Here is a 26,130-nt window from a genome sequence, read left to right as displayed (position 1 = left end):
TGCATACTGCTCTCAAAATCTCCCCCGCCCTTTGCGGATACAGGTACCTTACCGGGCAGTAGCAGGTTTTCTAAAGGAATGGCTCCAACGGGAAGGCGGGGCATTGCCGGGCAATACTTACATTTGGGCCGCCTTAAATAAAATGAACCCCATGACGAATACTGCTGGCCCGCTGATGGAATGTGTGGCTAACTTCAGCGAAGGCCGCGACACTACGGTAATAGCCGCTATAGCCCGCGCCATACAGGATGTGCCCGGCCAGCAACTGCTGCACCAGGACATCAGCCCCTCGGCCAACCGCACGGTAATGACCTTTGCCGGCAGGCCCGAAGCCGTTACAGAAGCGGCCTTCGAGGCTATAAAAACGGCTGCCGAAAGGATAGACATGGCAGTACAGACCGGCGCGCACCCCCGTATCGGGGCCACGGATGTGTGTCCGCTGATCCCGCTGGCACAACTCAGTATCGAAGAAGCCGTGGTTTATGCCGAAGCCCTGGGCCGGCGCGTAGGTACCGAATTAGGCATCCCGGTATATCTCTACGAGCACGCCGCAAAAGCCGGCTACCGGCGTACATTGCCCGCGATACGCAAAGGACAATACGAAGGCCTGCAGTATAAAATGCAACAGGAAGGCTGGCAACCCGACTATGGTTATGCGCCGGGCTCTATACGGGTAGCGCATACCGGCGCTACGGTAATCGGTGTACGGGATGTACTGGTAGCCTTCAACATCTCGCTTGATACCCGCGACGAAAACATAGCGGCGACTATAGCCCGCAAAATGCGCAGCATCGGCGGCGGCCTGCCCGCGCTAAGAGCCATAGGCTGGTATATGGAAGATTTTGATTGTGCACAGGTATCGATGAACCTGCTCGACTACCGCATAACCTCGCCGCTTACCGTATGGGAAACCTGTAAAACACTGGCTGCGGAATACGGGGTACAACCCACAGGCTGCGAAGTGATCGGGCTGATACCCGAGGCCTGCGTGACCGAAGCGGGGAGCGCTGCGCTACAAGGCGATGCCCCGGTAGCGGAGCTGGTAGCGGCAGGTATCAGTTACCTGGGCCTGGACCGGGTCAAACCATTTGTACCCGGAGCAAAAATACTGGAATATGCACTGCAAGCGGCCGGGCTGTTTTAAACACCGTCGGCCAGGCGCTGTATCTGGTCTGATTCGTAGTAATGGATCCCTGCCGCCCCTGACTTGAACCGCCGGATCATGACGGTAGCAATATCCTTTACGGCTATGCTCCTGTACTTGCGCAAACGGCCGCGCAATAAGGGGTTCACGACTTTAAACACCGCCAGACCGGTCTTTTCCCAGAATCGGTATTCTTTGCGGTCGCCATCGAGAAAGGAAGGCCGGTACAGGTGTATCGCCCGGAAAGGCACGGCTGCTATGTCCAGCTCTGTTTGTCCTTTTAACCGGATATAAAAAGTGGAGGAGCGGGCATCGGCGCCGATGGAGGATATAAGGTGAAACTGGGCTATGCCGTTGGCGCTTGCCAGCTGCGCCAGGTGCAGCGGGTAATCGTGATCGATCTTAAAATAAGCCTTCTGATCGGGCGTTTGCTTACGGGTGGTACCCAGGCAGGAAAACACAACATCGCCTTTAATCTGGCCTGCATAGTCGCCGAGCCGGTCGTAGTCGACCACCAGTTCCTGCACTTTAGGATAATCGAAATTGCCGGGGCGCCTTACCAGCGCCAGGATACGGCCGCAGTCAGGATCGGCGCATAATTGTTCGATCAGTTGCTGCCCGATAAGCCCCGTGCTTCCGGCCACGATTGCGGTGTACGACATATGCCTGGTTTTACCCAAAAATAAGCAATCCCGCACTCTTATCCTTTAAGCATCAGTTTCAGCAATTGTTTTTCCCTGATCTTCCAGCCGCCGGCAGCGGTAATAAAATAAATATCGTTACCTGTTTTTTCGGCAAAGAGTACCGGGCTGTTCTTTAAGGCATCGGGTGTGCCCAATTGTGCGCCGGATAAGGCAAAGGCCTGTGTGGTATGTGCAGCAAAGATCTCGCTGTTGTGCTGGTGCGACTCTTCGCGAAGTGAAGAGGAAGGCAGCAGGATAACGCCTTTACCCGTTACAAAAAGATAGGATAGCTGCTGCAGGGCTACGATGGTTGCGATCTCGTTGCGCTGTTCGCCCACAAAACCGAAAGAGGGGATCTCGCCGGCATACTGGCTGCTGCTTTTAAAAGAGATATTATCGGGCATCAGTACCCATACATTAGAGGCATCGTCTTTGTACAGTCTTTCTACGAGGTTATCGGGCAACTCGTGGCCGCTGTAGCCCTCTTCGGCATAACGCACCATATTGAAGTCTGTGGCGGAAACATGGTACATACCGATATTCGTACCGATCCATACACTGCTGTCTTTGGTACAAACCAGGGAATAGGCGGCAGACATGTTCAGCTTCTGTATAAAGCTATCGGCAGCCACCTGCATATATACACCGTCGTGTGCCGTGGCGACCCATACCCGGTTGTATACGTCGAGGCCAATGGCTGGCACCTGCTTCCCGCCGAAATACTGGTGCAACAACGCCCTACTTTTACGGTCATACACTTTCAAACCATCGCTGGTAGCGAGCCACAACTGGTTGCCGGAGAGCAATGCATCGGCTATGGCGCCGGCGTCTTTTACCACTTCTTTACTGCCTTCTTTGCCCAGCAGCAACACGGCCTTATCGGTAACCAGGTAAGCCTGTTTATCGTCGTTGAGCACCCTTACCGGCTTATGTCCTGCGGGCAGGTCGAAGGTTGGAGTTTTAGCACCGGCATGCAGCGCGGTAACAAGCAGCAACATAAAGGAAAACAGCACTTTCATCGGTCTTAATTTTTCTGCAAAAAAACGGGGGATTCCCGGCAATAATAATGCGGTGTTGCATTCTTCATGAAAGCGTAATAATTAAGCAACGTAATTATAACACGAGTATAATTTTAAGGTAACAGTGCCGTAATGATTCCGTAATGGCATGAAGCCACCTTTGCAGCAAATAAAACAAGACGTTCATGAAAAAAATACTATCCACTGCGGTAGTGCTGGCATTGGGAATCCAGTCCTTTGCACAGGGTACACAACCCAAAAACGTTGTCATGTTTATCGGCGACGGATTTGGTATCTCGGCTAAAACTGCTGCCCGTATGTCCCTGGGTCAGGGCACACCGGGTAAACGTTTTACCGACGACGCGGGCTTCCACATCCTGGCCCTCGACAAATTAAAATACAACGGGACCCTTACCACACACAGTCTTAACTCCTGGATCACGGATTCGGGTCCGGGCGCTTCGGCTTATGCATGCGGCAAACCCGGTAAACTGGACAACGAATCCATCTCTTTTAACGTATCCACCAGTACACCGGTTGAAACCATCCTGGAGATGGCTAAAAAACAAGGTTATGCTGTAGGTCTCGTTACCACTACCCGTATTACACACGCTACGCCTGCTACCTTCGGATCGCATATCTGGTTCCGCGACCTGGAAGATTATATCGCAGCACAGTTCATCTCCTCTACCCAGGCGCAATACGAAGAGATCTTCAATGCTCCTGCATCCCTGATCAAACCTTACAATGCAGCCCGCGACTGGGCTTTGCCAGCGCCTAAAGCAACCGTAGAGATCGACGTATTACTCGGTGGCGGTTCCAGGCACTTCCTGCCCAAGTCTTACAACGACACTATTAAGAATGCGGCCGGTACCGCTATCGTAGACGCCTCCGGTGCGGTAGTAAAGCAAACCGGTAAAAGGACCGACAGCGTAAACCTGATCAGCCTGGCCCAGGCCCGTGGCTACCAGTATGTAAACAGCCGCGATGCCCTGCTGAACCTCGACGTGAGCCAATTTACCTCGAGCAATAATAAAAAACTGATCGGCCTGTTCAATGCCTCTCACGTAAACTATGAGCAGGATCGCCAGATGAACGCCCAGTGGGAACCTTCGCTGCCCGAAATGACCGAAATGGCCATTAAAGTACTGAAGGCTAAAGGCGGTACCAAAGGCTTCTTCCTGCTGGTAGAAGGCGGCCGTATCGACCACCTGGAGCACGCCAACAGCGGTGGTATCACCGTAGTAAGCGGTTCGCCCAACAACCTGTACACTGTAGATGCCGACAAACGCTCTTATGTAGGCGGCGGTGAAGCCGTTTATGGCGTAACACCTGCCACACCCCGTCATGATACCGTTTATGGTTCCGACTACCTGATCAAGGAAGTACTGGCTTTCGACTACTCGGTAGCCCAGGCCCGCAAACTGCTGGCAGAAACCACATCACAGACCCTGATCTTCTCCAGCTCCGACCACGAGTGTGGCGGTACGGCTATCGTTGGTCTGCATGACCAGGCCGATGCCCAGCAGAATGCTACCCGCATCCGTACTTATGCCCTCGGACCTAAACAGAACGGCAACAGCGCTTCTTCAGGCGGCGCCGCTACCCCTACAACCGTAGCTAACCCTGCCGGCACCACCCGTGGCGATATCGACTTCGGCACCACTAGTCCTAACGGCTGGTATCCTAATTATACCACGTATACCATCCAGGGCCGTACCGAAGAATTATGGCCAAGGGTAGATACAGCCGGTCGCCGTATCGTCGTGTCTTATGCCTCTAACCCGATCACCAATGGTAATGGCGACAAAGCCGGCGGCACACCCGGTAACCACACCCCGATGGATGTATGGGTAGGCGCTGAAGATAATGCCGGCGGCGCTTTCGCTTCGCAGATCACCGGTAAAGGCCAGCTCGACAATACTTACCTGACACATATCATGGCATCGTTCCTGGGCCTGGATCCTACCGGTCTGAAACCAGGTGTAGACGGTCAGAACCAGATCGGCGAACTGAATCTCTATCCTAACCCTGCCGATAACGATGTGGCCATTGAACTGGTACTGCGCGAGAAAGCGACTATCCAGGTCAATGTATCCAACATCACCGGCCAGATCATTCATCGCCTGCCGGTACAGGAACTGAATGCCGGTACCCGTACCTGGCATTACAATACCTCCGCACTGCCGGGTGGTATCTACCTGATCAATGTACTGTCTGCCGATGGTAAGATCTCTAAAAAACTGGTGGTTACCCACTAAGCAATTCCTGATAACGGAAAAGATGCCGCCCCTGTCCGGGCGGCATCTTTATTTTAGGGCTATTATCAAATTCCTGCGACCCGCTATGCGCAATAGTTTCAGGGTCTGACCAGTTTATTATTTTTCATCCAGGCCGCAAACAGGCCGGGCCATGTTACGGTTTCGGTCCCGGCCTTACCCATACCCCAACCATGTCCGCCGGAGGAGAACAGGTGCAGTTCAACGGGGATATGATGCGCCTTCAGGGCATCAGCCATCAGGGTACTGTTTGCCACCGGCGACACCGGATCGTCGACCGCCTGTGCGATAAAAGTAAGCGGGGTTTGCGGCCCTACCTGTAGTTCCGCCGAGTAGGCGCGCTCTGCAGCCATAGCCGGATCGGCGCCTAAAATACTTTTGAAAGCATGCGTTTTGTTATTAGGCGGCAGCATGGAAATTACCGGGTAAAGCAATCCGCAAAAATCGGGCCTTGCCGATAAGGAATCCCATGCATCCTGCGGTGGATAAAAGTTGCGGGCAAAAGCCGAAGCGATATAAGCCGCCAGGTGACCGCCCGCCGAAAAGCCCAGTACGCCTATCTTAGCGGGGTCGATACCATAAACGGCTGCCTTACCCCTTATGATCCGCATGGCCCGCTGCGCATCCTGGAAAGGCACATCCCGGGTTGCCCAGTTTTCGCCGGGCAAACGGTATTCCAGTTCAAAAGCCGTAATGCCCATCGACCGCAACCATTGCGCCGCGGGATAACTCTCTTTACCCAGTTCGATATGCGCATAACCTCCGCCACTGATCACCAGAATAGCCGTGCCATTGGGCTTTGCCGGCACATGCACCAGCAGCCGGGGCCGGGATACGTTGGTGAGCGAACCTTTTCCAGACATCCTGTTGGCGCCGGCAGGGCCGGGGCCTCCGGGCGCCGCACCGGGCCACAGGTCTATTGCGGGCAGGCTATTGAAATCCGGCCCGGCCTTTTGTGCAAGCGCCGCTTCGACACCGAGGAACAGGAGTAACAAGGCGATGACCGTTTTCATGGTAGTTTGTATTAGGATACATTACCGGCTACCCGGTGCCGGAATTTATGATTAAAGGTAAACAGAATCTGCGGTGCCCCATGCCGCTTTACCATTAAGGGTATTTTTATTTACGCCGGCATTTGCCCTATCTTCGCCCTGTTATGAACCCTTTGTTGTTTCTCGTCAACCTGCTTAAGCCGCTACTCTACCCGCTTTCCTTCCTGTACGGCGGTATCGTATGGCTGCGCAATAAGCTCTATGATGCGGGTGTACTGTCCTCGGTATCGTTTAGCATACCCGTTATCTGCGTAGGCAACCTCTCTACCGGCGGCACGGGTAAGACGCCCCATATCGAATACCTGATCCGGCTGTTGCAATACCAGTACAAGGTAGCGACCATGAGCCGTGGGTACAAACGCCGCACCCGGGGCTTTTACCTGGCAGGGCCCGGCACCGATGCCGGCCAGATCGGCGATGAACCCATGCAGTTCTTCAGCAAGTTCCCGGAGATTGCAGTAAGCGTATGCGAGGATCGCATGACCGGCATTCCCTACCTGTTGCGTAAAGTACCGGAGATCGATGTGGTGCTGCTCGACGATGCCTTCCAGCACCGGTCGGTAAAACCGGGACTCAATATCCTGATCACTGATTACAGCAAACCCTTTTATAAAGATTATGTACTGCCTTTCGGCAGCCTGCGCGAAAGCCGGAAAGCCTATCACCGGGCCGACATTATAATTGTATCGAAATGTCCGCCCGGTCTCGGCGCCGATGCACGGAAGGATATGATCGGTAAGATCAGGCCACGTAAGGAGCAGCAGGTATTCTTTTCGGGTATCGGCTACCACCAGATGACCGACTTTTTTAGCGGCGAGGCCTACACCCCTTCGGTCGATACCCATATTGTGCTGGTAAGCGGTATCGCCAAACCCGGCCCCTTGCTGGCCCACCTGCGTGCGCTCGTACCGGCGGTACACCTGCTGCGTTACCCCGACCACCATTATTTTACGGAAAGTAATTTTGACGAGATCCGGCAGACCTATAACAACTGGGACGTAAGCGATAAGATTATAGTGACCACGGAAAAGGATGCGGTACGCCTGGCTATACACCGCGAAAAGCTAGCGGCCTGGCAGATCCGTATCGTTGTTGCGCCTATCGCTATCGACTTCCTGGACAATGGCGCGTTGTTCGACCAGCATATATTACAATATATTGAATCGGAACGGGCAGAAAATGCTATAAACTAGCGGCCTGGATTAAAATTTGTTTTTGAAAAACAAACAGACTGATTATCTTTGCAACGTAGAAAAAATAAATAATTCAGAATATGCCTCAGAAATTACCAGCTACAGGGAAGCAAGTGCGCGGATGGTTTATGCATCTTGTTGTATTTGCGATTGTCAACATCATCTTATGGTACATCTGTTATAAAGGTGCTACAGGTTGGGTTTACCCTTGGCCGATTTGGATCACATCCGCATGGGGACTCCTGGTAATCGGGCACGCCTGCATGGTTTGGGCGAACTACGAAGATAAAAATTACACCGAGTGGCAGGAGCAGATCAATAACGGTTAAGCTTCCTCCCTTTAACGATATCCAAAGGCCTGCAATTCATTGCAGGCCTTTGCTGTTTTTGACGTGGAGAGTAATCGCTTATTTGCACGTACCCTCCCTCCGGTAAGATCCTTCGCTGCGCTCAGGATGACACCCGGAGTAGCTCAGGATGACAAGCGGAGTATCAGGTAGTAGGTAGCAAGTATCAGGACCAGGAGTGTCTGAAGAAAAGTAGCAAGCGTTTACCTGTCATCCTGAGCGTAGCGAAGAATCTCATCAGTAAGCTGGCTTTGTCTACAGGTGCTTGTTACGCGAGTTATACGTATCGCTTAGCAGCAGTTCCCCTCCCTCCATTAAGATCCTTCGCTACGCTCAGGATGACACCCGGATTAGCTCAGGATGACAGTCGGAGTATCAGGTAGTAGGTAGCAAGTATCAGGACCAGGAGTGTCTGAAGAAAAGTAGCAAGCGTTTACCTGTCATCCTGAGTAGCTCAGGATGACAATGGGCTCGACCTTACACCTTACACCTCACACCATCCTCTCATCTCACATCCTTACACCCACACCTCACACCTCACATCTAATATCTAACATCTACCACCTAATATCTAACACCTAATATCTAACATCTAATATCTAACATCCCCACAAAAAAAGACCGTCCAGAAGACGGCCTCTAAGTATATTTTTTAGCTTATCGTACTTATTATTTATCGCGGTCGCCATTGCTGCTATCCAGCTTCTGGTAAATAGAGTTGTTACTGATAAATTCGGGTACGATCTCTTTCATTTTCGCCACCGTTTCCATTAAGAAGTGTTTTTGCGCCAGGTTGATCAGTTCTTCCACCTGGGTATAAACCGATGCAAAATCATATTCCCTTACCGTAGCGATCATGATCTTTTCATGATAGGTAGGCATGGTATTTTCAGAATTGTTCAGCAATTCTTCGTACAGTTTCTCGCCGGGACGCAGACCGCTGTAGGTAATTTTGATATCGCGCTCCGGTACTTTACCCGAAAGCCGGATCATCTTTTTCGCCAGGTCTACGATCTTAACCGGGCTACCCATATCGAATACGAAGATCTCGCCACCGTGGCCCATGGTACCCGCTTCCAGTACCAATTGACAGGCCTCCGGAATGGTCATAAAGTAACGGGTTATCTCGGGGTGCGTAACGGTAATCGGTCCGCCCTCTTCCAGTTGCTTTTTAAAGCGGGGTATTACCGAACCGTTAGACCCCAGTACATTGCCGAAACGCGTGGTAATAAATTTGGTATTACGGTGCGCCAGGCCGCTGGCGGAAGACGGTGTAATATTACCCGAACGGGAAATATATTTATAGTAAGATTGGGTAAAGATCTCGGAAATACGTTTGGAGGCACCCATCACATTGGTCGGGTTAACCGCCTTATCGGTAGAGACCATCACAAACTTCTCCACGCCATAACTTACCGACAGTTCGGCAAGAATTTTGGTACCCAGTACATTGTTGACGATCGCGGCAGAAGGATGTTCTTCCATCAGCGGCACGTGCTTATAGGCTGCGGCATGGTACACCATATCCGGGGCATAGATCTCGAAGATCTGCTCCATACGCACCTTATCGCAGATATCGCCGATAAAGGTTTTGATCTTGGCTTCTTCGGACAATGATATTCTCAGTTCGTGCAGGGGCGTTTCGGCCATATCGCAGGCAATCACGATAGCCGGGTTATATTGGAGCACCTGGCGTACGATCTCGCTGCCGATCGAACCGGCGGCGCCTGTAACCAGTACTTTTTTACCCCTGATCTCTTTACCGACCTGCTCGTTTTTGATCTTGATCACGTCGCGTTCGAGCAGCTGTTCGATGTTTACATCCTTCAGCTGGTCGGGTTCGAGGGTATTATTGATCCATTTTTCGCTGGAAGGTACCTGTTGGATCCTGATATTCAGCTCGAGACAGATATCCACCAGGTCGTTGAGGCGTTGTTTACGGATATAGGGATCGGCAATGATCAGCAGTTCAGCGCCCTCGCGTTTCAGTTTTTCGAGGTTGTACTTATTGGCGCGTACCACCGAGGTGGTCTCGATAATTTTCCCGATCAGTTTTTCATTGTCTTCAATAAAGGCCAGTACCTTAATTTCGGAGCGTTGGTTATCGGAGATCATTTTCTTGGCCAGCAGCCCTTCGTAACCGGCGCTGTACAATACCGCTTTTACACTTTTACGCCTTACCGTGAAGAGATAGTGGAACGCTCTTTTTACAAACAGGCGGTAAACGATCAACAAAAAATTAATACACAAAAAATAGATCAGCACGATCGAATTGGGGAACAATACGGAAGTTCCGTTCTCTTTCGGGTAGATATTTTCAATAAGCAGCAGGATGCAGCAAACGATGGTATTTACCGAAAGAATACGTCCTGTATCTTCGACAGAGGTATACCGTACGATACCGGCATAAGTTTTAAAAGCAACCAGCAGACATGCATTAACCGCAACTGTAATACTTAAAATCTTGATTAAGGGATAGTGGCTGATTTCCGTGGTGTTGAAATTCCAGCGCAGCAGAAAGGCGAGGGACATTGCAATAATACAACAGCCCAGATCTAAAAGAAATATAATCCATCTTGGTGCGAGACGTATTCTTTGAGTGGCCATAAATAGTAATTCTGTTTTATAGGGGGCACTTGCAAAAGTATAAATAAAAAATGAGGAAATACCTACGGCCTTATTATAAAATTCAAGTACTCTAATATGAATTAAAGTTTATAAGATATGGATGCCGGTTGGCATCTTTGAGCAGCTTGTCTTAGCTTTGCTGCATACATTATAAACGTTCCTTTTGTAAGATACAGGGTATCAGTGTTAAATAAGACGGACAAAAAGCCGTAAATGTTGGTTGAGACGTCGAAGGAACATAAATTTTTTTAATCATAAAATAAAATCATGCGCATATTAATGGTCTGCCTTGGCAATATCTGCCGTTCGCCCATAGCCGAAGGCATACTGAGAACAATGGCGGCTCAACATCAGCTGCAATGGCATATAGCATCGGCCGGTACCGAATCTTACCATATAGGCGAACCACCTCATCCTTATTCTCAAAAAATATGCCAGAAAAACGGGGTGGACATCTCTGCACAACGCGCCCGCCGCTTCGAACGGGCCGACTTCGACCGTTATGATAAAATTTACGTAATGGCCGCCGATGTCATGAACGAGATCCGCCATATGTCGGGTTCGCAGTTCAATTCCGAAAAAGCCACCCTATTCCTCAACGAATTACATCCCGGCGAAAACCGGAATGTACCCGATCCCTGGTATGGCGAAGAAGAGGGTTATGCAGCGGTATACGACCTGATCGAACATACCTGCGCGGCCATTATCCGGAAGTACAAAGGTATATATCCGCCTTTACATAGTTAAAACATAAAGCATATAACACAAACTTTAATAAAAATTTTAGAATTTTAGCAATATGAAACCTTCCATACCAACGGGCACCCGCGATTTTTCGCCGGGCGACGTACGCCGCAGGCAATATATCCTGAAAACGATCAGCACCGTTTTTGAACTGTACGGCTACCAGCCCCTGGAAACGCCTTCGATGGAAAACCTGACCACGCTGATGGGCAAATATGGCGATGAAGGCGACCGGCTTATTTTCAAGATCCTCAATAACGGGCTCAATAACCCCGTGAAGGCCGAAAAGACCCGGGCCGCCTTTGAAAATGTGCTGACCGGAAAAAACGATCCGAATCTTACCGAAAGGGCCCTGCGTTACGACCTTACCATACCCTTTGCCCGGTACGTGGTGATGCACCAGAACGACCTGGCCCTCCCCTTCCGCCGGTACCAGATGCAGCCGGTATGGCGGGCCGATAGCCCGCAACGGGGTCGCTACCGTGAATTCTGGCAATGTGACGCCGATGTGGTGGGCAGTAATTCGCTGATCAACGAGGCCGAACTCCTGGCCATTTACCGCGAAGCGTTTAACCGCCTGGGCGTACCCGGCATACAGGTAAAGATCAACAGCCGTAAAATACTGGCGGGCCTGGCCGAGTGCTGCGGTGCACCGGAACTGATGGCCGATATTACTGTGGCTATCGACAAACTGGACAAGATCGGCATGGAGGGTGTAGAAAAAGAACTGCTGGAACGCGGGCTTACCGAAGAGCAAATCCGGTTTATAACCAGTTACCTGGCTATTAAAGGAGATACCGGGGCCCAACTGGCCGAAATGGCCAGCCTGCTGGCCGGCAGCGACATGGCCCAGAGAGGCATTACCGAACTGCAGGACACGATAGCATTGCACAACCAACTGAAAAACAAAGACTGGGATAGCCAGCTGGTCGTAGACTTTACCCTGGCCCGCGGCCTGAGTTATTATACCGGCATCATTACCGAAGTAAGCACTACGGCCGTAAAAATGGGCAGTATCGGCGGCGGTGGCCGTTATGATGACCTTACCGGCCTTTTTGGTCTGAAAGGACTCTCCGGTGTCGGCATTTCGTTCGGTATCGACCGTATTTATGATGTAATGACCGAGCTGAACCTCTATCCCGATACGCTGGCGACCTCGACAAAGGTCATTTTCGTGAATATTGAAGCCGAGGCGGCCCCGGCCATCCTGGGTTATGTAGCCCGGCTGCGCCAGGCCGGCATCGCGTCGGAATACTATCCGGACAAGGCCAAATTCGACAAGCAGATGAAATATGCCGATAAACGTAATATCCCCTTTGTGGGCATTGTCGGCTCCGATGAGCTGGCTGCATCCGTAATTACCCTGAAAGATATGCGTAATGGCGAGCAAAAAAAGCTAAATGCAGCCGAAATCGTCGATTTTCTTTCGAAAGCGCAATAGCCGGGCTTGTATTTCCCATAAAGATTCCTTACATTGCCTTAATATAACGCAATAATTACATAATTTAATTATTAAAGTATTTTCCGTACCTTTGCGCCTAATTTTTAGCTTAGGGAGTACTATATATGGCAGAGAAATATCTGGAATCAAAACAGCTCAACCTGCCTGCAATAGAGCAGGCATGGCTCACAAAATGGAAAGAGGGAAGTTTTTTCGACAAAAGCATTCAGATCAGGGAAGGGAAAACCCCGTTCGTTTTTTACGAAGGACCTCCGAGTGCCAATGGTATGCCCGGAATTCACCATGTAATTTCCCGTACATTAAAGGACCTGGTATGCCGCTATAAAACGATGCAGGGGTTCCAGGTAAAACGCAAAGCCGGCTGGGACACGCACGGTTTGCCTGTGGAACTGGGTGTAGAAAAGGAACTGGGTATTACGAAAGAAGATATCGGTAAGAAAATAACTGTTGAAGAATACAACCGGAAGTGCCGCGAAGTGGTTATGCGCTTTAAGGATAAATGGGACAGCCTGACCGAAAAAATGGGTTATTGGGTAGATCTCAGCGATCCGTACATCACTTTCGACAATAAATATATTGAAACGCTCTGGTGGGCCCTTAGCGAACTGCACAAAAAAGGCCTGTTGTACAAAAGCGTAAGCATACAACCCTACTCGCCTGCCGCGGGTACGGGCCTGAGTTCGCATGAGCTCAACCAGCCGGGTACCTATAAAGATGTAAAGGATACCACGGCCGTGGTCATGTTCAAGGTACAACCCAATGATACGGTAAAAGTGAAAGGCTCTGAAGAAGTATTCTTTATGGCCTGGACCACAACTCCCTGGACCCTGCCTTCGAATGCCGGCCTTACTGTAGGCCCGGAGATCGACTATGTGCTGGTAAAGACCTTTAACCCTTACAGTGGTAAACCCTGTGCCGTAGTACTGGCCAAAGCCTTGCTGCACAAGTACTTCCCCGAACACCTCGACGAATGGACCGAAGGCGAAAACAACGGCCTGTTCGATGCCATCACCAATTGGCTGGAGCGGGGCAAGGACGACAACCTGGTAGAAAACAACAGCGAGCTGAAAGCTGCTTTCGACCACCTGGTCAAGAAGAAACAGCTTCCGTATAAAATCATAGCCGAATATAAAGGTAAAGCGCTCGAGGGCATCCGTTACGAACAACTGCTGCCTTTCGAAAGCAATAAACCCGAACTGAGCGGTGGCGATCCCTTCCGCGTGATCCTCGGCGACTTCGTAACCACCGAAGACGGTACCGGTATCGTACATACCGCACCGGCATTTGGTGCGGATGACTATAAGGTAGGCATGAAAAACAATATCGGCATGTTTACCCTGGTAGATAAACAGGGCAAATTTGTCGAAAACAGCGGTGAATTTGCCGGCCGTTATGTAAAAAACTACAAGGACGACCCGGCCTATGCCGATGTAGATGTGGATATAGCCGTAAAACTGAAACTCGAAGGCCGCGCCTTTAAAGTGGAAAAATACGAGCACAGCTACCCGCATTGCTGGCGTACCGACAAACCCGTGTTGTACTACCCGCTCGATGCCTGGTTTATACGCACTACTGCCCTGAAAGACAGGATGGTAGGCCTGAACAAGACCATCAACTGGAAACCCAAAGCTACCGGCGAGGGCCGTTTTGGCAACTGGCTGGAGAATATGGTAGACTGGAACCTGAGCCGTAGCCGCTTCTGGGGCACTCCGCTGCCGATATGGGCAAGCGAAGATGGCGAAGAACAGATCTGCATCGGTTCCATCGAACAACTGAAAACAGAATTACAAAAGGCGATCGATGCGGGGGTAATGCCTGCCGGCAGCGATGTACAACACCTTACGTCCGACCTGCACAAACCTTATGTAGATCATATCAAACTGGTTTCGCCTTCCGGCAAAGTCATGTTGCGTGAGCCCGACCTGATCGACGTTTGGTTCGACAGCGGCGCCATGCCTTATGCCCAGTGGCACTTCCCTTTTGGCGACAAAAAAGTATTTGCCGATAACTACCCGGCCGACTTTATCGCGGAAGGCGTGGACCAGACCCGAGGCTGGTTCTATACCCTGCATGCGCTGGGCGCCTTGCTGAAAGAATCGGTACAGGAAGAACTGGCCAAAGCCGGCATCGCTGCCCCTGAAGACAAATACCCCGGCCTGGCCTACAAAACCGTAGTATCCAACGGCCTGGTGCTGGATAAGAATGGCAATAAAATGAGCAAACGGTTGGGCAATGTGGTCGATCCGTTTGAAACCATAGAAAAATACAGCGCCGACGCTACCCGCTGGTACCTGATCACCAATGCATCGCCCTGGGACAGCCTGCGGTTCGATGTAAAAGGTATCGAAGAAGTACAGCGTAAGTTTTTCGGCACCTTATATAATACGTACCAGTTCTTCGCCCTGTATGCCAATGTAGACGGCTTCTCGTTTAAAGAGGCCTATATACCGTTGGCAGAACGGCCGGAGATAGACCGCTGGATCTTATCCTCGCTCAATACCCTGGTAGCCGAAGTAACCCGTTCGATGGACGATTACGAGCCTACCCAGGCCGGTCGCGCTATAGAACTGTTCCTCGACGAACACCTGAGCAACTGGTATGTACGCCTTTGCCGCCGCCGTTTCTGGAAAGGAGAATACGAGCACGACAAGATCTGCGCGTACCAGACCTTATACGAATGCCTGGAAAAACTGGCGCTGCTCATTGCTCCCGTATCGCCTTTCTTCGCCGACTGGTTGTTCAACAACCTGAACGCGGTAAGCGGGCTGCATACGGCAGAATCGGTACACCATGCCGACTTCCCGGTATGCGACGACAGCGCGGTAGATAAAGACCTGGAAGAAAGAATGCAACTGGCGCAAAACATTTCTTCACTTGTTTTGTCTATACGCAAGAAAGTGAATATCAAAGTACGCCAACCTTTACAGAAGGTACTGATACCCGTACTGAACGAACATATACGCCACCAGATCGAAGCGATAGAACCGATTGTTTTATCCGAAGTAAATGTAAAATCCATCGAATACCTGGCAGCCAACGACGGCTTTATCAAAAAGAAGATCAAGCCCGACTTTAAGTCGCTGGGTGCAAGGCTGGGGAGCAAAATGAAAGCCGCCGCCGCCGCCATCAATGGCCTGGGCCAGGAAGAGATTGCCCTGCTCGAACAGGAAAAACAACTGGAACTGGTACTGAACGGCGAACCCGTAACCATCGGTATCGCCGACGTGGAGATCATCGCCGACGATATACCCGGATGGTCGGTAGCCAATAAGGACAACCTGACCGTAGCCCTGGATATTACGGTTACGCCGGAGCTGCAGGACGAAGGAAATGCGCGTGAACTGGTAAACAGGATACAGAAAATAAGGAAGGACAGCGGACTGGAACTAACCGACAGGATAGCCGTAAACATTGAAGATTTTGCCCCGTTAAAACCTGCAATCGTAAACTTTAATGATTATATTCGTGCCGAAATTTTGGCAGATACAATTGATTTGGTTAGTTCAATTAAAGAAAACGGAGTTGAGATCGAAGTAAATGATGTCACTCTTAAAGTGTTAATTACAAAAAACTCATAATCATGGCCACAAAAAAGACAACAGCTTCTAAATCGGCAAAAAAGGCGGCGCCAGCGAAACCGGCTGCGAAGAAAGCTGCACCAGCAAAGAAGACTGTGGCTGCGAAAAAGGCAACCCCTGCCAAGAAAAGTAGTGTACCTGCCGCAAAAGCAGCGCCGAAAAAAAGTGCGCCAGTAAAAAAGAGTACACCAGCGAAAAAAGCTGCACCGGTAACAAAGACAGCGCCGGCTAAAAAGGCCGTAGCCGCTAAAGCGGTACCCGCAAAAAAAGCCGCACCAGCCAAAAAGGTAGCCGCAACTCCTGTAAAGAAAACAGTCGCCAAAGCGGCGCCTCCTAAAGCAATGCCCGTTAAAAAAGCAGCGCCGGTTGCTGTAAAAGCCACCCCAGAAAAAGTAAAACCTGCTGCAGCAGCAAAAAAGCCGGAAACAGCGGTGAAAACACCACCCGCCAAGGCTCCCGTTGCCGCTAAAGAACCCGCAGCCAAGCTTGTACATAAAAAAGTAATGCCCAAAGTAAGCGCCGCAGTACCTTCTGCCCGTTCAGAAATTATCGACGCCGTACGGCAATTACCTCGAAAAACCGCTCCTAAGCCGGGTGTCGTAATTGCACACCGGAAAATTGAGAAAGTTGAAAAAACAGAAGATAGTAGATTAACTATGAAAGAATATAACCCATCCGTTCGTTCACTGCTGGACGAACCCGAGCAAAGTTCAGGTCCGGTTTATCGTTACAGCGATGAAGAGTTGAACGAATTCAAAGAGCTGATCATTAAAAGGCTCGATAATGCCCGCAAGGAACTGGCCTACCTGCAAGGCCTGATTACCCGTAAGGATGAAGCCGGTACCGATGATACCGATAACCGCTTCAACCATATGGAAGATGGTAGTGGCGCTATGGAAAGAGAGCAGCTCTCCCAGTTGGCCGGCCGCCAGATCCAGTTCATCAACCACCTCGAAAAGGCGATGATCCGTATTGAAAACAAAACTTACGGTATCTGCCGGGTAACCGGTAAGCTGATCGACAAGGCCCGTTTACGCGCCGTGCCGCACGCTACGCTGAGCATCGACGCCAAAAAGCTGATGAACAAATAAGTAGTGCTATTTTTATTCACAATACCCGAACGCTTCGCTTCTTGCGAAGCGTTTTGTTTGACAGCTATCCACGGCACGCAATAGCAGGCCGGTTAATGTTGTTTATTTTTTAATCATGAAGTAGTAATTTTATGCCCGGTTGTTTGCCCCAGGGCATTTTATCCGTCCTAAAACAGGAAGACTATGAAAGAAAATGAAGTACCCCAGGATAAGGAGGATTATAAAGGCAAGAGCCAGATCCATAAACTGATGTACGCTACGAAAGAAGACGGCAGTTATACCCAGGTCAACTCCGAAGGCTGGGAAGTGGAGAATATGGCCACACGCCAGGCCTGGGAAGCCGTGCTGGAGGAACTCCAGGAGATCGAAGCCCGGGTAAGGAATGGCGAGCTCAGTCCGATAGCCTACTTCATGCACAAACACCTGATGGAACTGCCCATACTGGCCCGGCATATGGGTAAATGGCAATGGCAGATCAAACGTCATTTCAAACCCGCAGTATTCCGCAAACTGGACCAGGATACGCTCAACCGTTATGCCCGGGTCTTCAATATACCTGTAGACAGCCTGGTACGCTTCGGACAATAAGCCCCTTCATCATCTCTTATAATTACAACATCCCTTGGCAGAGCAATTCATCCACCAGCAGCACGCACATTGCGAAAGCGGCGTGACCTCCAATTTATTAAAGCATAGCGGCATCGCGCTTTCCGAACCGATGACCTTCGGGATCGGCGCCGGGATCTTTTTCGGCCACCTGCCCTTTGTAAAAGTAAGCGGCATACCGGGCACGACCTTCCGCATATGGCCGGGTTATATTTTTAAACGGGTAACCCAACGCCTGGGACTTAAGATCCATACCGAAAAATTCAGCAACGAGGCCAAAGCCATGGAAGCGCTCGACCAGGCACTTGCCCGTAATATACCCGTGGGTATGATTGCCGGTGTATACTATCTGAATTACCTGCCCGAAGCTTTTCGTTTTCACTTTAATGCACATAACCTCGTGGTATATGGCAAAGAAAACGGTCAGTACCTGGTAAGCGACCCAATACTCGAGGGTACCTCGCAGATCGGGTACGACGACCTGGCAAGGGCCCGTTTTGCCAAAGGCTTTCCCGAGCCCAAGGGTAAAATGTATTATATCACCGAGGCGCCCGATACCATAGACCTGGCCAAAGGCATTAAGGACGGGATCAAACAAACCTGTTTTTTCATGTCCTCGCCACCGGTACCCTGGTTTGGCATTAACGCGATTTACACCCTGGCCAACAAGATTGAAAAATATCCGGAGAAGCTGACACCGAGGCAATGTACCCTGTATCTCGGCAATATTATCCGGATGCAGGAAGAGATCGGTACCGGCGGTGGCGGCTTCCGGTTCCTGTATGCTGCCTTCCTGCAGGAAGCGGCGCAGTACCTTAGCCATAACGAGCTGGGCAAGCTCTCCGAACGTTGTACTAAAATGGGCGATCAATGGCGAAACTTTGCCTATAGCGCGGCCCGTATCTGCAAGGCCCGCGAAAGCGATCTTGTTTCTTACAAAGAGCTGAGCGCATTGCTGCGCGGGATCGGCGATACCGAAAAACAATTCTTCAAGGACCTGAAAGCCGTTCGCTTTTCCTGATCCTGACCGGGATAAAAACACAAAGGCCGTGCTGTGCAGCACGGCCTTTGTGTTTCCCCGTTGTACCATCAGGGATATAACTTAAACGGCACGCCTTGTATACAGTATTGCATCTGGATAGACAGGTGCAACAGCTGTGTTTTGGAGTGGGCATTCCGTTCGATATGGTAGATGGTTTTGTCGATAAGGGTACGCATAGCTTCGTAAACCGAAGGCGCAAAATTGCGCTGGGCCAGCTTACCGGCAAAGGTGGCTTCGTCGGCCGGCAACGGCGCATGGTAACCCGGTATCAGGCTGATGCGCATGGCATGGGCCAGCAATTGTTCGGTATAGATGAGGAAGTTCTTTTGTTGTTCCCGGCCTGTTTTGGCCATGTCTTCCACCCATTTATTAAGGGTAATGCCGTTGTTGGTAAAAATACCGTTGAACCAGTCGCGGAGTGGCGCCAGCAGGTCGCTGCCGGTATACTGCAACAGCTGCAATGCGCCCGAGAAGCTGCCTTCGGCCAGGTGTGCCACCTGTATGGCCTTACGCTCTTCCACGCCTCTTTTACGCAGCGCCTCCTCTATTTCCCTTACGGTAAGCGGCAGCAGGTTTACCTGTTGGGTACGGGAAAGAATGGTCTTCAGTACGCTTTCCAGGTCCTCGGCCACCATGATGATCAGGGTATTCGCCGGTGGCTCTTCGATCAGCTTCAGCAGGATATTGCCTTCCTTACCGAGGTATTCGGGGCGCCAGATGACCTGTATCTTATACCCGCCTTCGAAGGAGGTGAGGTTAAGTGTATCGATGATCTCGCGGCACTCGTCGGCCGTAATATTACCTTGCTTATTTTCTGCATTGATAAACTGGAGCCACTCAAACGTAGTGCCATAGGGCGATTGGTGTATAAACTCCCGAAACTCGTTCATGTAATGCGCGCTCGACGGCTTGGCGCCGGGTTTGGGCGCCACTGATGGAAAACTGAAATGCAAATCGGGATGCGCCAGCTTTTTTACCTTGCTGCAGCCGGCACATTGATTGCAGGAATCGTTGCCCTGTTTTTGCTCGCAGAATACATATTGCGCCAGGGCCAGCGCCAGCGGCAGTCCGCCGGTACCTTCTTTACCCAATATCATCATAGCATGCGGCAACTTGCCGGAATGCCATAACGTAAGCAAGCCTTCCTTGGCGGCATGCTGCCCTGTAACATCGCTGAATTGCATGAGGCAAAGATAAGCGGGATATTTTTACCGGGACACATTTAGCGCAGCAAGGTCACGTCGCCTTTCAGCTTATAAGTTCTTTCACCGATCTTGTACTCGGCATAATAATAATACGTATCCAGGTCGGCCGGTTTGCCGTTATGCGTGCCATCCCATTGTTCCGCGATGTTGCGGGTAAAGAACACCCTTTGTCCGAAACGGTTATAGATACTCATTTCCCGCAGTTTTACCCGGTCATCCACAGGCAGCAACTGGAAGTAATCATTTACCCCGTCGCCATTGGGCGTAAAGGCATTCGGCAGCACCGCATTGGTTACATGAATCGTTACCGAGTCGGTTACGATACAGCCTTCGGGCGTAATGGCCGTTACATAATAGGTCGTAGTTTTAGCGGGGCTTACCACCGGGTTAATGCCATTGGCCGGATGTACCTCCGAGGCCGGCGTCCAGCTTACGGGGTTATTGCTCGAAGCCTGGATGGTGATCGATTCACCGTACTTCACATCCAGGTCGGGACCTGCATCCAGTTGCATCGGTGGCACCAGCCGGATATTGACCGCGCGTTCAATAGTACAACCCGAATCGCCTTCGATCAGCACTTTGTATTGCCGGTCGGTTTCGGGCCAGGCCCGGGCCGTGGCATTGTGTATATTATCGATCGTAAACAGGGGCGACCAGGTATAATGCCGTCCGCCAAAAGCACGCATCAGTACCGTATCGCCGGGACAGATGGTAGTATCGCCGGGCAGGGCATACATCCCGTTGTTATCGTGTATGCGTATATGTGCCGTGCCCATAGCGGTATCCACGCATTCGCCCGTTGCCGCATTACTGATGTATACCATAAAAGTATTGCTGGCTGCGGGGTTGACCGATACGGTAGGCAGGTTTGGATTAGAAAGTATAGCTGCAACCGGCTCCCAATGGAATCCCATGGCAGTAGACACATTGGACACCTGGGCGGTAAGCTGCAGGGGCGCAGCCGCGCAGATAAAAGTATCGTTGAGGATAAGCCGTGGCTTATTGCCCGGTTTTACATAGATCATCATTTCGGCCGTATCGGCCAGGGCGCAACCCAGGGGCGCATAGGCGATCAGTTTTACCAGGTGTGCTCCTGCCTCGAACGTATGGGAGGGCTCGGCCAGGGTACTGCCCGGGGTACCGTCGCCAAAATCCCAGAGATAACTGGAGCTGCCGGTCGAGAGATTGGTAAACTGCAGCGAATAAGGCGCACAACCGGTATCGCTGGCATTATTGGCCAGGGCAAAGGCCGCGTCGATAGCGCTTACGTCTGTATTGAATTTGAAGCTGGCGATGTCATAGGTACCATTGAGCTTTACCGGGGCCCAACTACCTGTAGTCGTCGGGAAGGCAGCGCTATTGGTACATACCGAGTGATAGATAATACCCTTGGGATCGAACCTGCTCGAGCCGCCGTCCACATGATCGCCGCTGGTACCGATATAGGTACCGTACAGGAGATTGGTGAAACCCGGGCCCAGCGCGCCCAGCCAAAAGCCGTATACCGGCGCACTCTGGAAGGCATTGGGGGTAACGGGCAGGGTATTGCCCGCCCTGAAGCCGCAGAGGTAAGTATTGCCGCAGTTGTCGTGCAGGAAAGCCGTAGGTACAAATTTAGTACCCGTGGTATTACCCAGCCGGGTAGACAACATGGAGCTACTGAGATTAGGCGAGAGTTTATCGATAAAAATATCGCCGCCCGTAATCGAATATACACCGGAAGAAACGGGATAGTTGCCCGCTGTTTGCCCGCATACATAAATATCGTTAGCAGGATCGATCTGTACTTTAAAAGCATGATCATACTGGTTGGTGCCCAGGTAGGTGGAATGTACCAAACCGGTACCCAGGTTCAGGATGCTGACAAAACCATCGGCGAGACCGCCCTGGAACGCAGGGTGTACGGTACCCGATGTAGTCGGGAAATTGGGGCTCATGGTACCACCGCAAACCACCACTTCGCCGCTGCTGTTGAATACCAGCGAAAAACAGGCATCGTCGCTGCTGCCCCCGAGGAAGGTGCTGTAAAGCAGGTTGCTTAAGCCCGCGTTGAACTTACAGATCACCCCATCCTGCCAACCGCCCAGGGTCCCCTGGAATGCAGAAGATGTAACGGGAAAATTGCCCGACGAGCTACTCGCCGCGATATAGATATTGCCAACACTATCGGTCAATACCTCGCCACGGCTGGCATCGCCGTAGTTGGGGCTCAGGCTGCCTACGTTCTGTCCTTCGGCGCTGCTGCCGCCGATATAGGTTGCCGCCAGCAAATTGCTGCCGCTAACACTGAACCGGGCAATAAAGATATCGGCCGAACCGCCGTTGTAGGTGTTGTCATAACAGCCCGTTGGTACCGGCAGATTAGTGGAAGAGGTCGATCCGCAAATAACCAGTTCACCCTGGTTGTTGACGATCATATTGGTAGGCAGGTCCTGCCCGCTGCCGCCATAGTAGGTGGAGTACACCAGGATATTGCCGTTCGGACTGTATTTATTGACACCGGCATCCACCCCATTGCCAAAGTTTACCTGGTAGGCGCCGGTAGTTACCGGCCAGCCTACGCCAAAACACTCGCCACCGGCATACAGGCTGCCTGCGGTATCATAGGTAGCGCTAAAGCCATAGGTCATAGCGCTGCCACCGCTAAAGGTGCTGAACACAAGCACCGGGTCGATTACCAGCGGATAGTGTTTGTTGTATCCCGAAGGCAATTCGAACGATACCACGGCATCGCTGCTAAGTTTATACCGGCAGGGCACTTTTACTTCCTTATCGCCGATTACCTGGTAGGCATAAGGCGCCTGCTCGGTTACGGTATTGACCGATGTCTGTAACAACAGGCTGCCATTCCGTTGCAGCCTGGGCGTTACACCTTCGAACTGCAGCCTGATCACTGATGGATCGATACCCGCATCGACCATAAAGTCGTATTTAACCGCGCTGCCTTTACTGTACACCACCGCATCGATACCTTTATACACCTGCTTACGGGTAACCTTGCCATACAGCGGCACATCGCCCGCCCAGCGTGCCGGATCGTTGCCCAGGAAATAATTGTGGTGGTAACTTCTTTTTGTTTCAGGCTGGCTCAGGGCCTGCTCGTCGGCGCCCAGGAAATTAACCTGGTAGGCATGAAAACGTACGGGCTCCTGGCTGACGTCGCCGCCTTCGTGCCGTTTATCATGAATACGGTCCAGGTCGGCCACATTGTAGTAGGTATAGGTAAAGCCTTTGCCCGTAAGGAAAAGCGCGCCGCCAGGCACGAATGCTTTATACAACACCTGGTCGGGAAATTGCCGGTGGTTCTCTATAAAATCGATCGTGCTGCCGGTTGGCGTATGGGCGCAGGCCGCCAAACCTGCCCCCCATAATATAATAAGGGTGAGTAAAGGAGTAAAGATCTTATTCATGCGATTCGGTTAAAAGAGATAATGTCTTTACAAAAAAGATATTATGTCTTATTGCATAGACAGGGCTCTTTAACAAAACGTTGGAAAACAGGATTTTTTTGCCGGTGGATATGGATTTCAAAAAAAATTTGCGGGTTTCAAAACATTTTTCTTACCTTTGCACTCCCCAACGGGAAGCCCAGGTGGCGAAATTGGTAGACGCACTGTGTTCAGGTCGCAGCGTTCGCAAGGATGTGCTGGTTCGAATCCAGTCCTGGGCACCTGGAAAAAGCCTCAACGAAAGTTGAGGCTTTTTTATTTTTGGGGCTATTCTAAATTTATGTTCTCGCAGTGTCGCGGCGCTGCGAGAAAGTAAGGATCAACTTAAAAAGTTATGAGCAGGATCAAGATGCTTTCCGGAGCACTTTACAGCAAAAATGATTTTCACGGGACCGCATTCACCCACAATCAGCTTATGAAATACCTGCCCCTATTCTTCGCATTTTTCTTTCTTATAAAAGGCGACACGAGTTCCGCCAGACAAGCAGAAGACTTCCCGCTCAAAATCGAAATCACGGTCGACTCCCTTTACACCTATCCCTATAAAGGTCTATGGTTTCAGGAATTGCTCGAAAGGGGTAATCCTCTTCTGCCCGGCAAGCGGGTTTATAAGCTTAAAATCAAGATAAGCAATACCGGGAAGCGATCCGCGTTCCTGTACATGATGACCTGCTCTAAAGGCGACCACCTGTTACTCGACAATAAACTCGTTGAATTTCTATTCTGGGGTTGCGATAGCAATTTTCTCACCGTACAAGAATTGAAAGAAGGTGGCAACAGTACCTTTTATATGGACGTAATCTGCAACGCTGACTACTACACCAATACTGACCCGCATGTTATTCCACGGCCCGGTCCCACCCGGATGGGTCTCAAGCTAATTGCTGATATTTATGATGGTGATTTTTTATGGAGAAAAAACCCAGCAAGACGTGATACTGAAGACAAGCCGGAACGTATTATCTGGAGTAATGCTTTAGACCTGTAATATTAAATTCTTCTTCCACAACAGGGAAACGAAAACCATCGCAGCGGCATAAACTGGCTTATTTAGAGAACACCCCATCCCTCCCCACCGCAAACCAGACATGTATCGTCATCGCCAAAGCAGCCCTGGCATTGGAAGAGAAATGATTTTAAATACCATTTCCCTTCGTAAATAAACACCGCCCTATATGGGCTTCCATCACCAGCCTCCAGGAAAAAGATATATTCATTTTTCCCCGGCATTTCCATACTCCTTACCTCAAAATCAAAATCAACGCTATGGGCCAGATACCTTGTTTCAAAAGACGGGTGAATAATTTCCTGTATAGTAAGCGCATCAAGGATTTCCGGGCCACTCCTGTTTTCCCTGAAAATTTTCAGCACATTCTGCAGTAGTGCCGCCACTTCCCTGTTTGATGCCATAAATGTCATTAAAAAAATTATCGGTTCTTTTGCGCATCATCACAACACCGTTTTTATGCTACAAAACATAAAACACACGCCCATAAACCCCGCAAAAATATTTATTTTTAACCTATGGCCATCTTTGATTTTTTCAGAAACCGCAGGAAGGGGGCGCCTTCTAAATGTGCTAAATGCGGGGAGTTCCACGACAAGCTCCCGGCTATCGGGTTTACAACGCCCTTCTACTACGAAGTCTTAAACGAAACAGATAAAGCACGCATGGCGACACTATCCGAGGACTTCTGTGTTATTGAACACGAAGAGCAAACGGACCGGTTTATCAGGGCCACATTGACGCTCCAGGTCAATGATGCCTGCGAAGACTTAGATTATGGCATCTGGGTTTCTCTGAGCGAAAAAAGTTATGATGAATACGCCGCCGAATTCAAAAACAATACAGCAGGAAAAACCTATTTCGGCAGGATCAGTAATGATATCCCGGAGTATGCAACAAGCACCCTGGAATTGCATGTACAGGTAATTACGAAAAGCGGTGGGCTGAGACCAGAACTGGTTCCGTACGAGAGCGACCACCCATTTATCCTGGATTGGCAAAACGGGATAACAATTGCGGAGGCGGAAAAGCGTATCAATAGGTGCAAAGACCAATCGGGGTAAGCGTCCCTTAAAGAGCTGCGCCCAGTAAGCCGTTATACCATTTTTTAAGATCGCATTTCGCTGCTGCAAGTGACCGGCCACTTCAAACCAGGCCGGCTCCAAACCAACATCCGGCGTCCTAACAGGTGGTTTTTGTGACCCAATACAGTCCTTGTAAAATATTGCCATTTAAAAATTTGCTGGAATCAAAACATTTTCCCTACATTTGCACTCCCCAACGGGAAGCCCAGGTGGCGAAATTGGTAGACGCACTGTGTTCAGGTCGCAGCGTTCGCAAGGATGTGCTGGTTCGAATCCAGTCCTGGGCACCTGGAAAAAGCCTCAACTTTCGTTGAGGCTTTTTTATTTCCCGCAACTCCCGCCCCTTAAGCATTCCCGCCTGTTTCACACGAGCATTAAGCCCAACACTGTATGGCATAGAATGGAACCATGCAATAAATGCTTTGTTCTTAAAACGAATCATCATTTTGCCAGACCCCTATTTATTTGCTTAGCTATTCTTAGTGTCTCACTACGAATTTACATGGCCTGGCAGCTA

The 26,130-nt window shown here is 50.6% G+C and carries 20 protein-coding genes and 2 tRNA genes; 14 read left to right on the top strand and 8 right to left on the bottom strand.

Translation table 11 applies throughout. The annotated features are described in order from the left end of the window. Positions 1-151 precede the first annotated feature (151 nt). Positions 152-1,144 (top strand): glutamate formimidoyltransferase, encoded by a 993-nt coding sequence (ftcD, locus tag B0I18_RS19155; RefSeq protein WP_181358532.1) that lies wholly within the window; start codon positions 152-154, stop codon positions 1,142-1,144. Here the strand turns inward: ftcD and B0I18_RS19150 are convergent. Together B0I18_RS19150 and B0I18_RS19145 are read right to left on the bottom strand one after the other, a co-directional pair. After that, positions 1,141-1,806 carry an NAD(P)H-binding protein gene (locus tag B0I18_RS19150; RefSeq protein ID WP_106524364.1) on the bottom strand — a complete coding sequence of 222 codons (666 nt, stop codon included), beginning with the start codon at positions 1,804-1,806 and terminating at the stop codon, positions 1,141-1,143. The two genes, ftcD and B0I18_RS19150, sit on opposite strands and share 4 nt — an antisense overlap. Positions 1,807-1,844: 38 nt before the next feature. Then, the gene (locus B0I18_RS19145) at positions 1,845-2,846 is read right to left on the bottom strand and encodes a hypothetical protein (protein WP_106524363.1); all 1,002 of its coding nucleotides are present in this window, start codon (positions 2,844-2,846) and stop codon (positions 1,845-1,847) included. 185 nt (positions 2,847-3,031) lie between these two features. Between B0I18_RS19145 and B0I18_RS19140 the strand changes: the two genes are divergently transcribed. Continuing rightward, positions 3,032-5,107, top strand: coding sequence for an alkaline phosphatase (locus B0I18_RS19140; protein WP_106524362.1), 2,076 nt, complete (start codon positions 3,032-3,034; stop codon positions 5,105-5,107). Between the two features lie 98 nt (positions 5,108-5,205). Here B0I18_RS19140 and B0I18_RS19135 read toward each other — a convergent pair whose 3' ends face one another. Beyond that, entirely contained in the window at positions 5,206-6,138 is a 933-nt protein-coding gene (locus B0I18_RS19135; RefSeq protein ID WP_106524361.1) for an alpha/beta hydrolase, read from the bottom strand. A gap of 143 nt (positions 6,139-6,281) precedes the next feature. Between B0I18_RS19135 and lpxK the strand changes: the two genes are divergently transcribed. Continuing rightward, the gene (lpxK, locus tag B0I18_RS19130; RefSeq protein ID WP_106524360.1) at positions 6,282-7,370 is read left to right on the top strand and encodes a tetraacyldisaccharide 4'-kinase; all 1,089 of its coding nucleotides are present in this window, start codon (positions 6,282-6,284) and stop codon (positions 7,368-7,370) included. Between the two features lie 80 nt (positions 7,371-7,450). Further along, positions 7,451-7,699: a 2TM domain-containing protein gene (locus B0I18_RS19125; protein WP_106524359.1), complete on the top strand. Its 249-nt coding sequence runs from the start codon at positions 7,451-7,453 to the stop codon at positions 7,697-7,699. A gap of 687 nt (positions 7,700-8,386) precedes the next feature. Here the strand turns inward: B0I18_RS19125 and B0I18_RS19120 are convergent. Continuing rightward, the gene (locus B0I18_RS19120; RefSeq protein WP_245882121.1) at positions 8,387-10,249 is read right to left on the bottom strand and encodes a polysaccharide biosynthesis protein; all 1,863 of its coding nucleotides are present in this window, start codon (positions 10,247-10,249) and stop codon (positions 8,387-8,389) included. Between the two features lie 363 nt (positions 10,250-10,612). Between B0I18_RS19120 and B0I18_RS19115 the strand changes: the two genes are divergently transcribed. From B0I18_RS19115 to ileS, 3 genes are all read left to right on the top strand, one after another. Next, positions 10,613-11,092: a low molecular weight protein-tyrosine-phosphatase gene (locus tag B0I18_RS19115; RefSeq protein WP_245882120.1), complete on the top strand. Its 480-nt coding sequence runs from the start codon at positions 10,613-10,615 to the stop codon at positions 11,090-11,092. Positions 11,093-11,144: 52 nt separating this feature from the next. Continuing rightward, positions 11,145-12,530, top strand: coding sequence for a histidine--tRNA ligase (gene hisS / locus B0I18_RS19110; RefSeq protein ID WP_106524356.1), 1,386 nt, complete (start codon positions 11,145-11,147; stop codon positions 12,528-12,530). 125 nt (positions 12,531-12,655) lie between these two features. Then, on the top strand, positions 12,656-16,129 hold the full coding sequence (gene ileS, locus B0I18_RS19105; RefSeq protein WP_106524355.1) for an isoleucine--tRNA ligase: 3,474 nt from the start codon (positions 12,656-12,658) through the stop codon (positions 16,127-16,129). Here the strand turns inward: ileS and B0I18_RS25145 are convergent. Further along, positions 16,113-16,640 carry a hypothetical protein gene (locus B0I18_RS25145; RefSeq protein ID WP_181358531.1) on the bottom strand — a complete coding sequence of 176 codons (528 nt, stop codon included), beginning with the start codon at positions 16,638-16,640 and terminating at the stop codon, positions 16,113-16,115. The genes ileS and B0I18_RS25145 overlap by 17 nt on opposite strands. 145 nt (positions 16,641-16,785) lie before the next feature. Between B0I18_RS25145 and B0I18_RS19095 the strand changes: the two genes are divergently transcribed. The 3 genes from B0I18_RS19095 to darH all read left to right on the top strand — a co-directional run bounded on the left by B0I18_RS19095 (position 16,786) and on the right by darH (position 18,847). Further along, positions 16,786-17,220 (top strand): TraR/DksA family transcriptional regulator, encoded by a 435-nt coding sequence (locus B0I18_RS19095; RefSeq protein WP_106524507.1) that lies wholly within the window; start codon positions 16,786-16,788, stop codon positions 17,218-17,220. A gap of 183 nt (positions 17,221-17,403) precedes the next feature. Then, on the top strand, positions 17,404-17,808 hold the full coding sequence (gene DarG / locus B0I18_RS19090; RefSeq protein WP_106524354.1) for a flexirubin biosynthesis protein DarG: 405 nt from the start codon (positions 17,404-17,406) through the stop codon (positions 17,806-17,808). A gap of 34 nt (positions 17,809-17,842) precedes the next feature. Further along, positions 17,843-18,847 carry a BtrH-related acyltransferase DarH gene (darH, locus tag B0I18_RS19085; RefSeq protein ID WP_106524353.1) on the top strand — a complete coding sequence of 335 codons (1,005 nt, stop codon included), beginning with the start codon at positions 17,843-17,845 and terminating at the stop codon, positions 18,845-18,847. 68 nt (positions 18,848-18,915) lie between these two features. Here darH and B0I18_RS19080 read toward each other — a convergent pair whose 3' ends face one another. Together B0I18_RS19080 and B0I18_RS19075 are read right to left on the bottom strand one after the other, a co-directional pair. After that, positions 18,916-20,052, bottom strand: a complete 1,137-nt coding sequence (locus B0I18_RS19080) for a DNA polymerase III subunit (RefSeq protein WP_106524352.1) — start codon at positions 20,050-20,052, stop codon at positions 18,916-18,918. Positions 20,053-20,090: 38 nt separating this feature from the next. Continuing rightward, positions 20,091-23,483: a DUF7948 domain-containing protein gene (locus tag B0I18_RS19075; RefSeq protein WP_106524351.1), complete on the bottom strand. Its 3,393-nt coding sequence runs from the start codon at positions 23,481-23,483 to the stop codon at positions 20,091-20,093. A 176-nt stretch (positions 23,484-23,659) separates the two neighbouring features. Between B0I18_RS19075 and B0I18_RS19070 the strand changes: the two genes are divergently transcribed. Beyond that, positions 23,660-23,743, top strand: a tRNA-Leu gene (locus B0I18_RS19070). Between the two features lie 113 nt (positions 23,744-23,856). Next, on the top strand, positions 23,857-24,510 hold the full coding sequence (locus tag B0I18_RS19065) for a hypothetical protein (RefSeq protein ID WP_106524350.1): 654 nt from the start codon (positions 23,857-23,859) through the stop codon (positions 24,508-24,510). Between the two features lie 62 nt (positions 24,511-24,572). Here B0I18_RS19065 and B0I18_RS19060 read toward each other — a convergent pair whose 3' ends face one another. After that, on the bottom strand, positions 24,573-24,932 hold the full coding sequence (locus tag B0I18_RS19060; protein WP_181358530.1) for a hypothetical protein: 360 nt from the start codon (positions 24,930-24,932) through the stop codon (positions 24,573-24,575). Between the two features lie 114 nt (positions 24,933-25,046). On the opposite strand from B0I18_RS19060, the gene B0I18_RS19055 reads away from it, so the two are divergent. Next, positions 25,047-25,592 carry a DUF2199 domain-containing protein gene (locus B0I18_RS19055; protein ID WP_106524348.1) on the top strand — a complete coding sequence of 182 codons (546 nt, stop codon included), beginning with the start codon at positions 25,047-25,049 and terminating at the stop codon, positions 25,590-25,592. A gap of 224 nt (positions 25,593-25,816) precedes the next feature. Further along, positions 25,817-25,900: transfer RNA gene (locus tag B0I18_RS19050), tRNA-Leu, on the top strand. The last annotated feature ends 230 nt before the right edge of the window (positions 25,901-26,130 follow it).

The sequence above is a fragment of the Taibaiella chishuiensis genome, assembly GCF_003014535.1.
Lineage (GTDB): Bacteria > Bacteroidota > Bacteroidia > Chitinophagales > Chitinophagaceae > Taibaiella > Taibaiella chishuiensis.
Note: the sequence above shows the minus strand (reverse complement) of the source record. Positions and strands in the feature narration are given on the sequence as shown.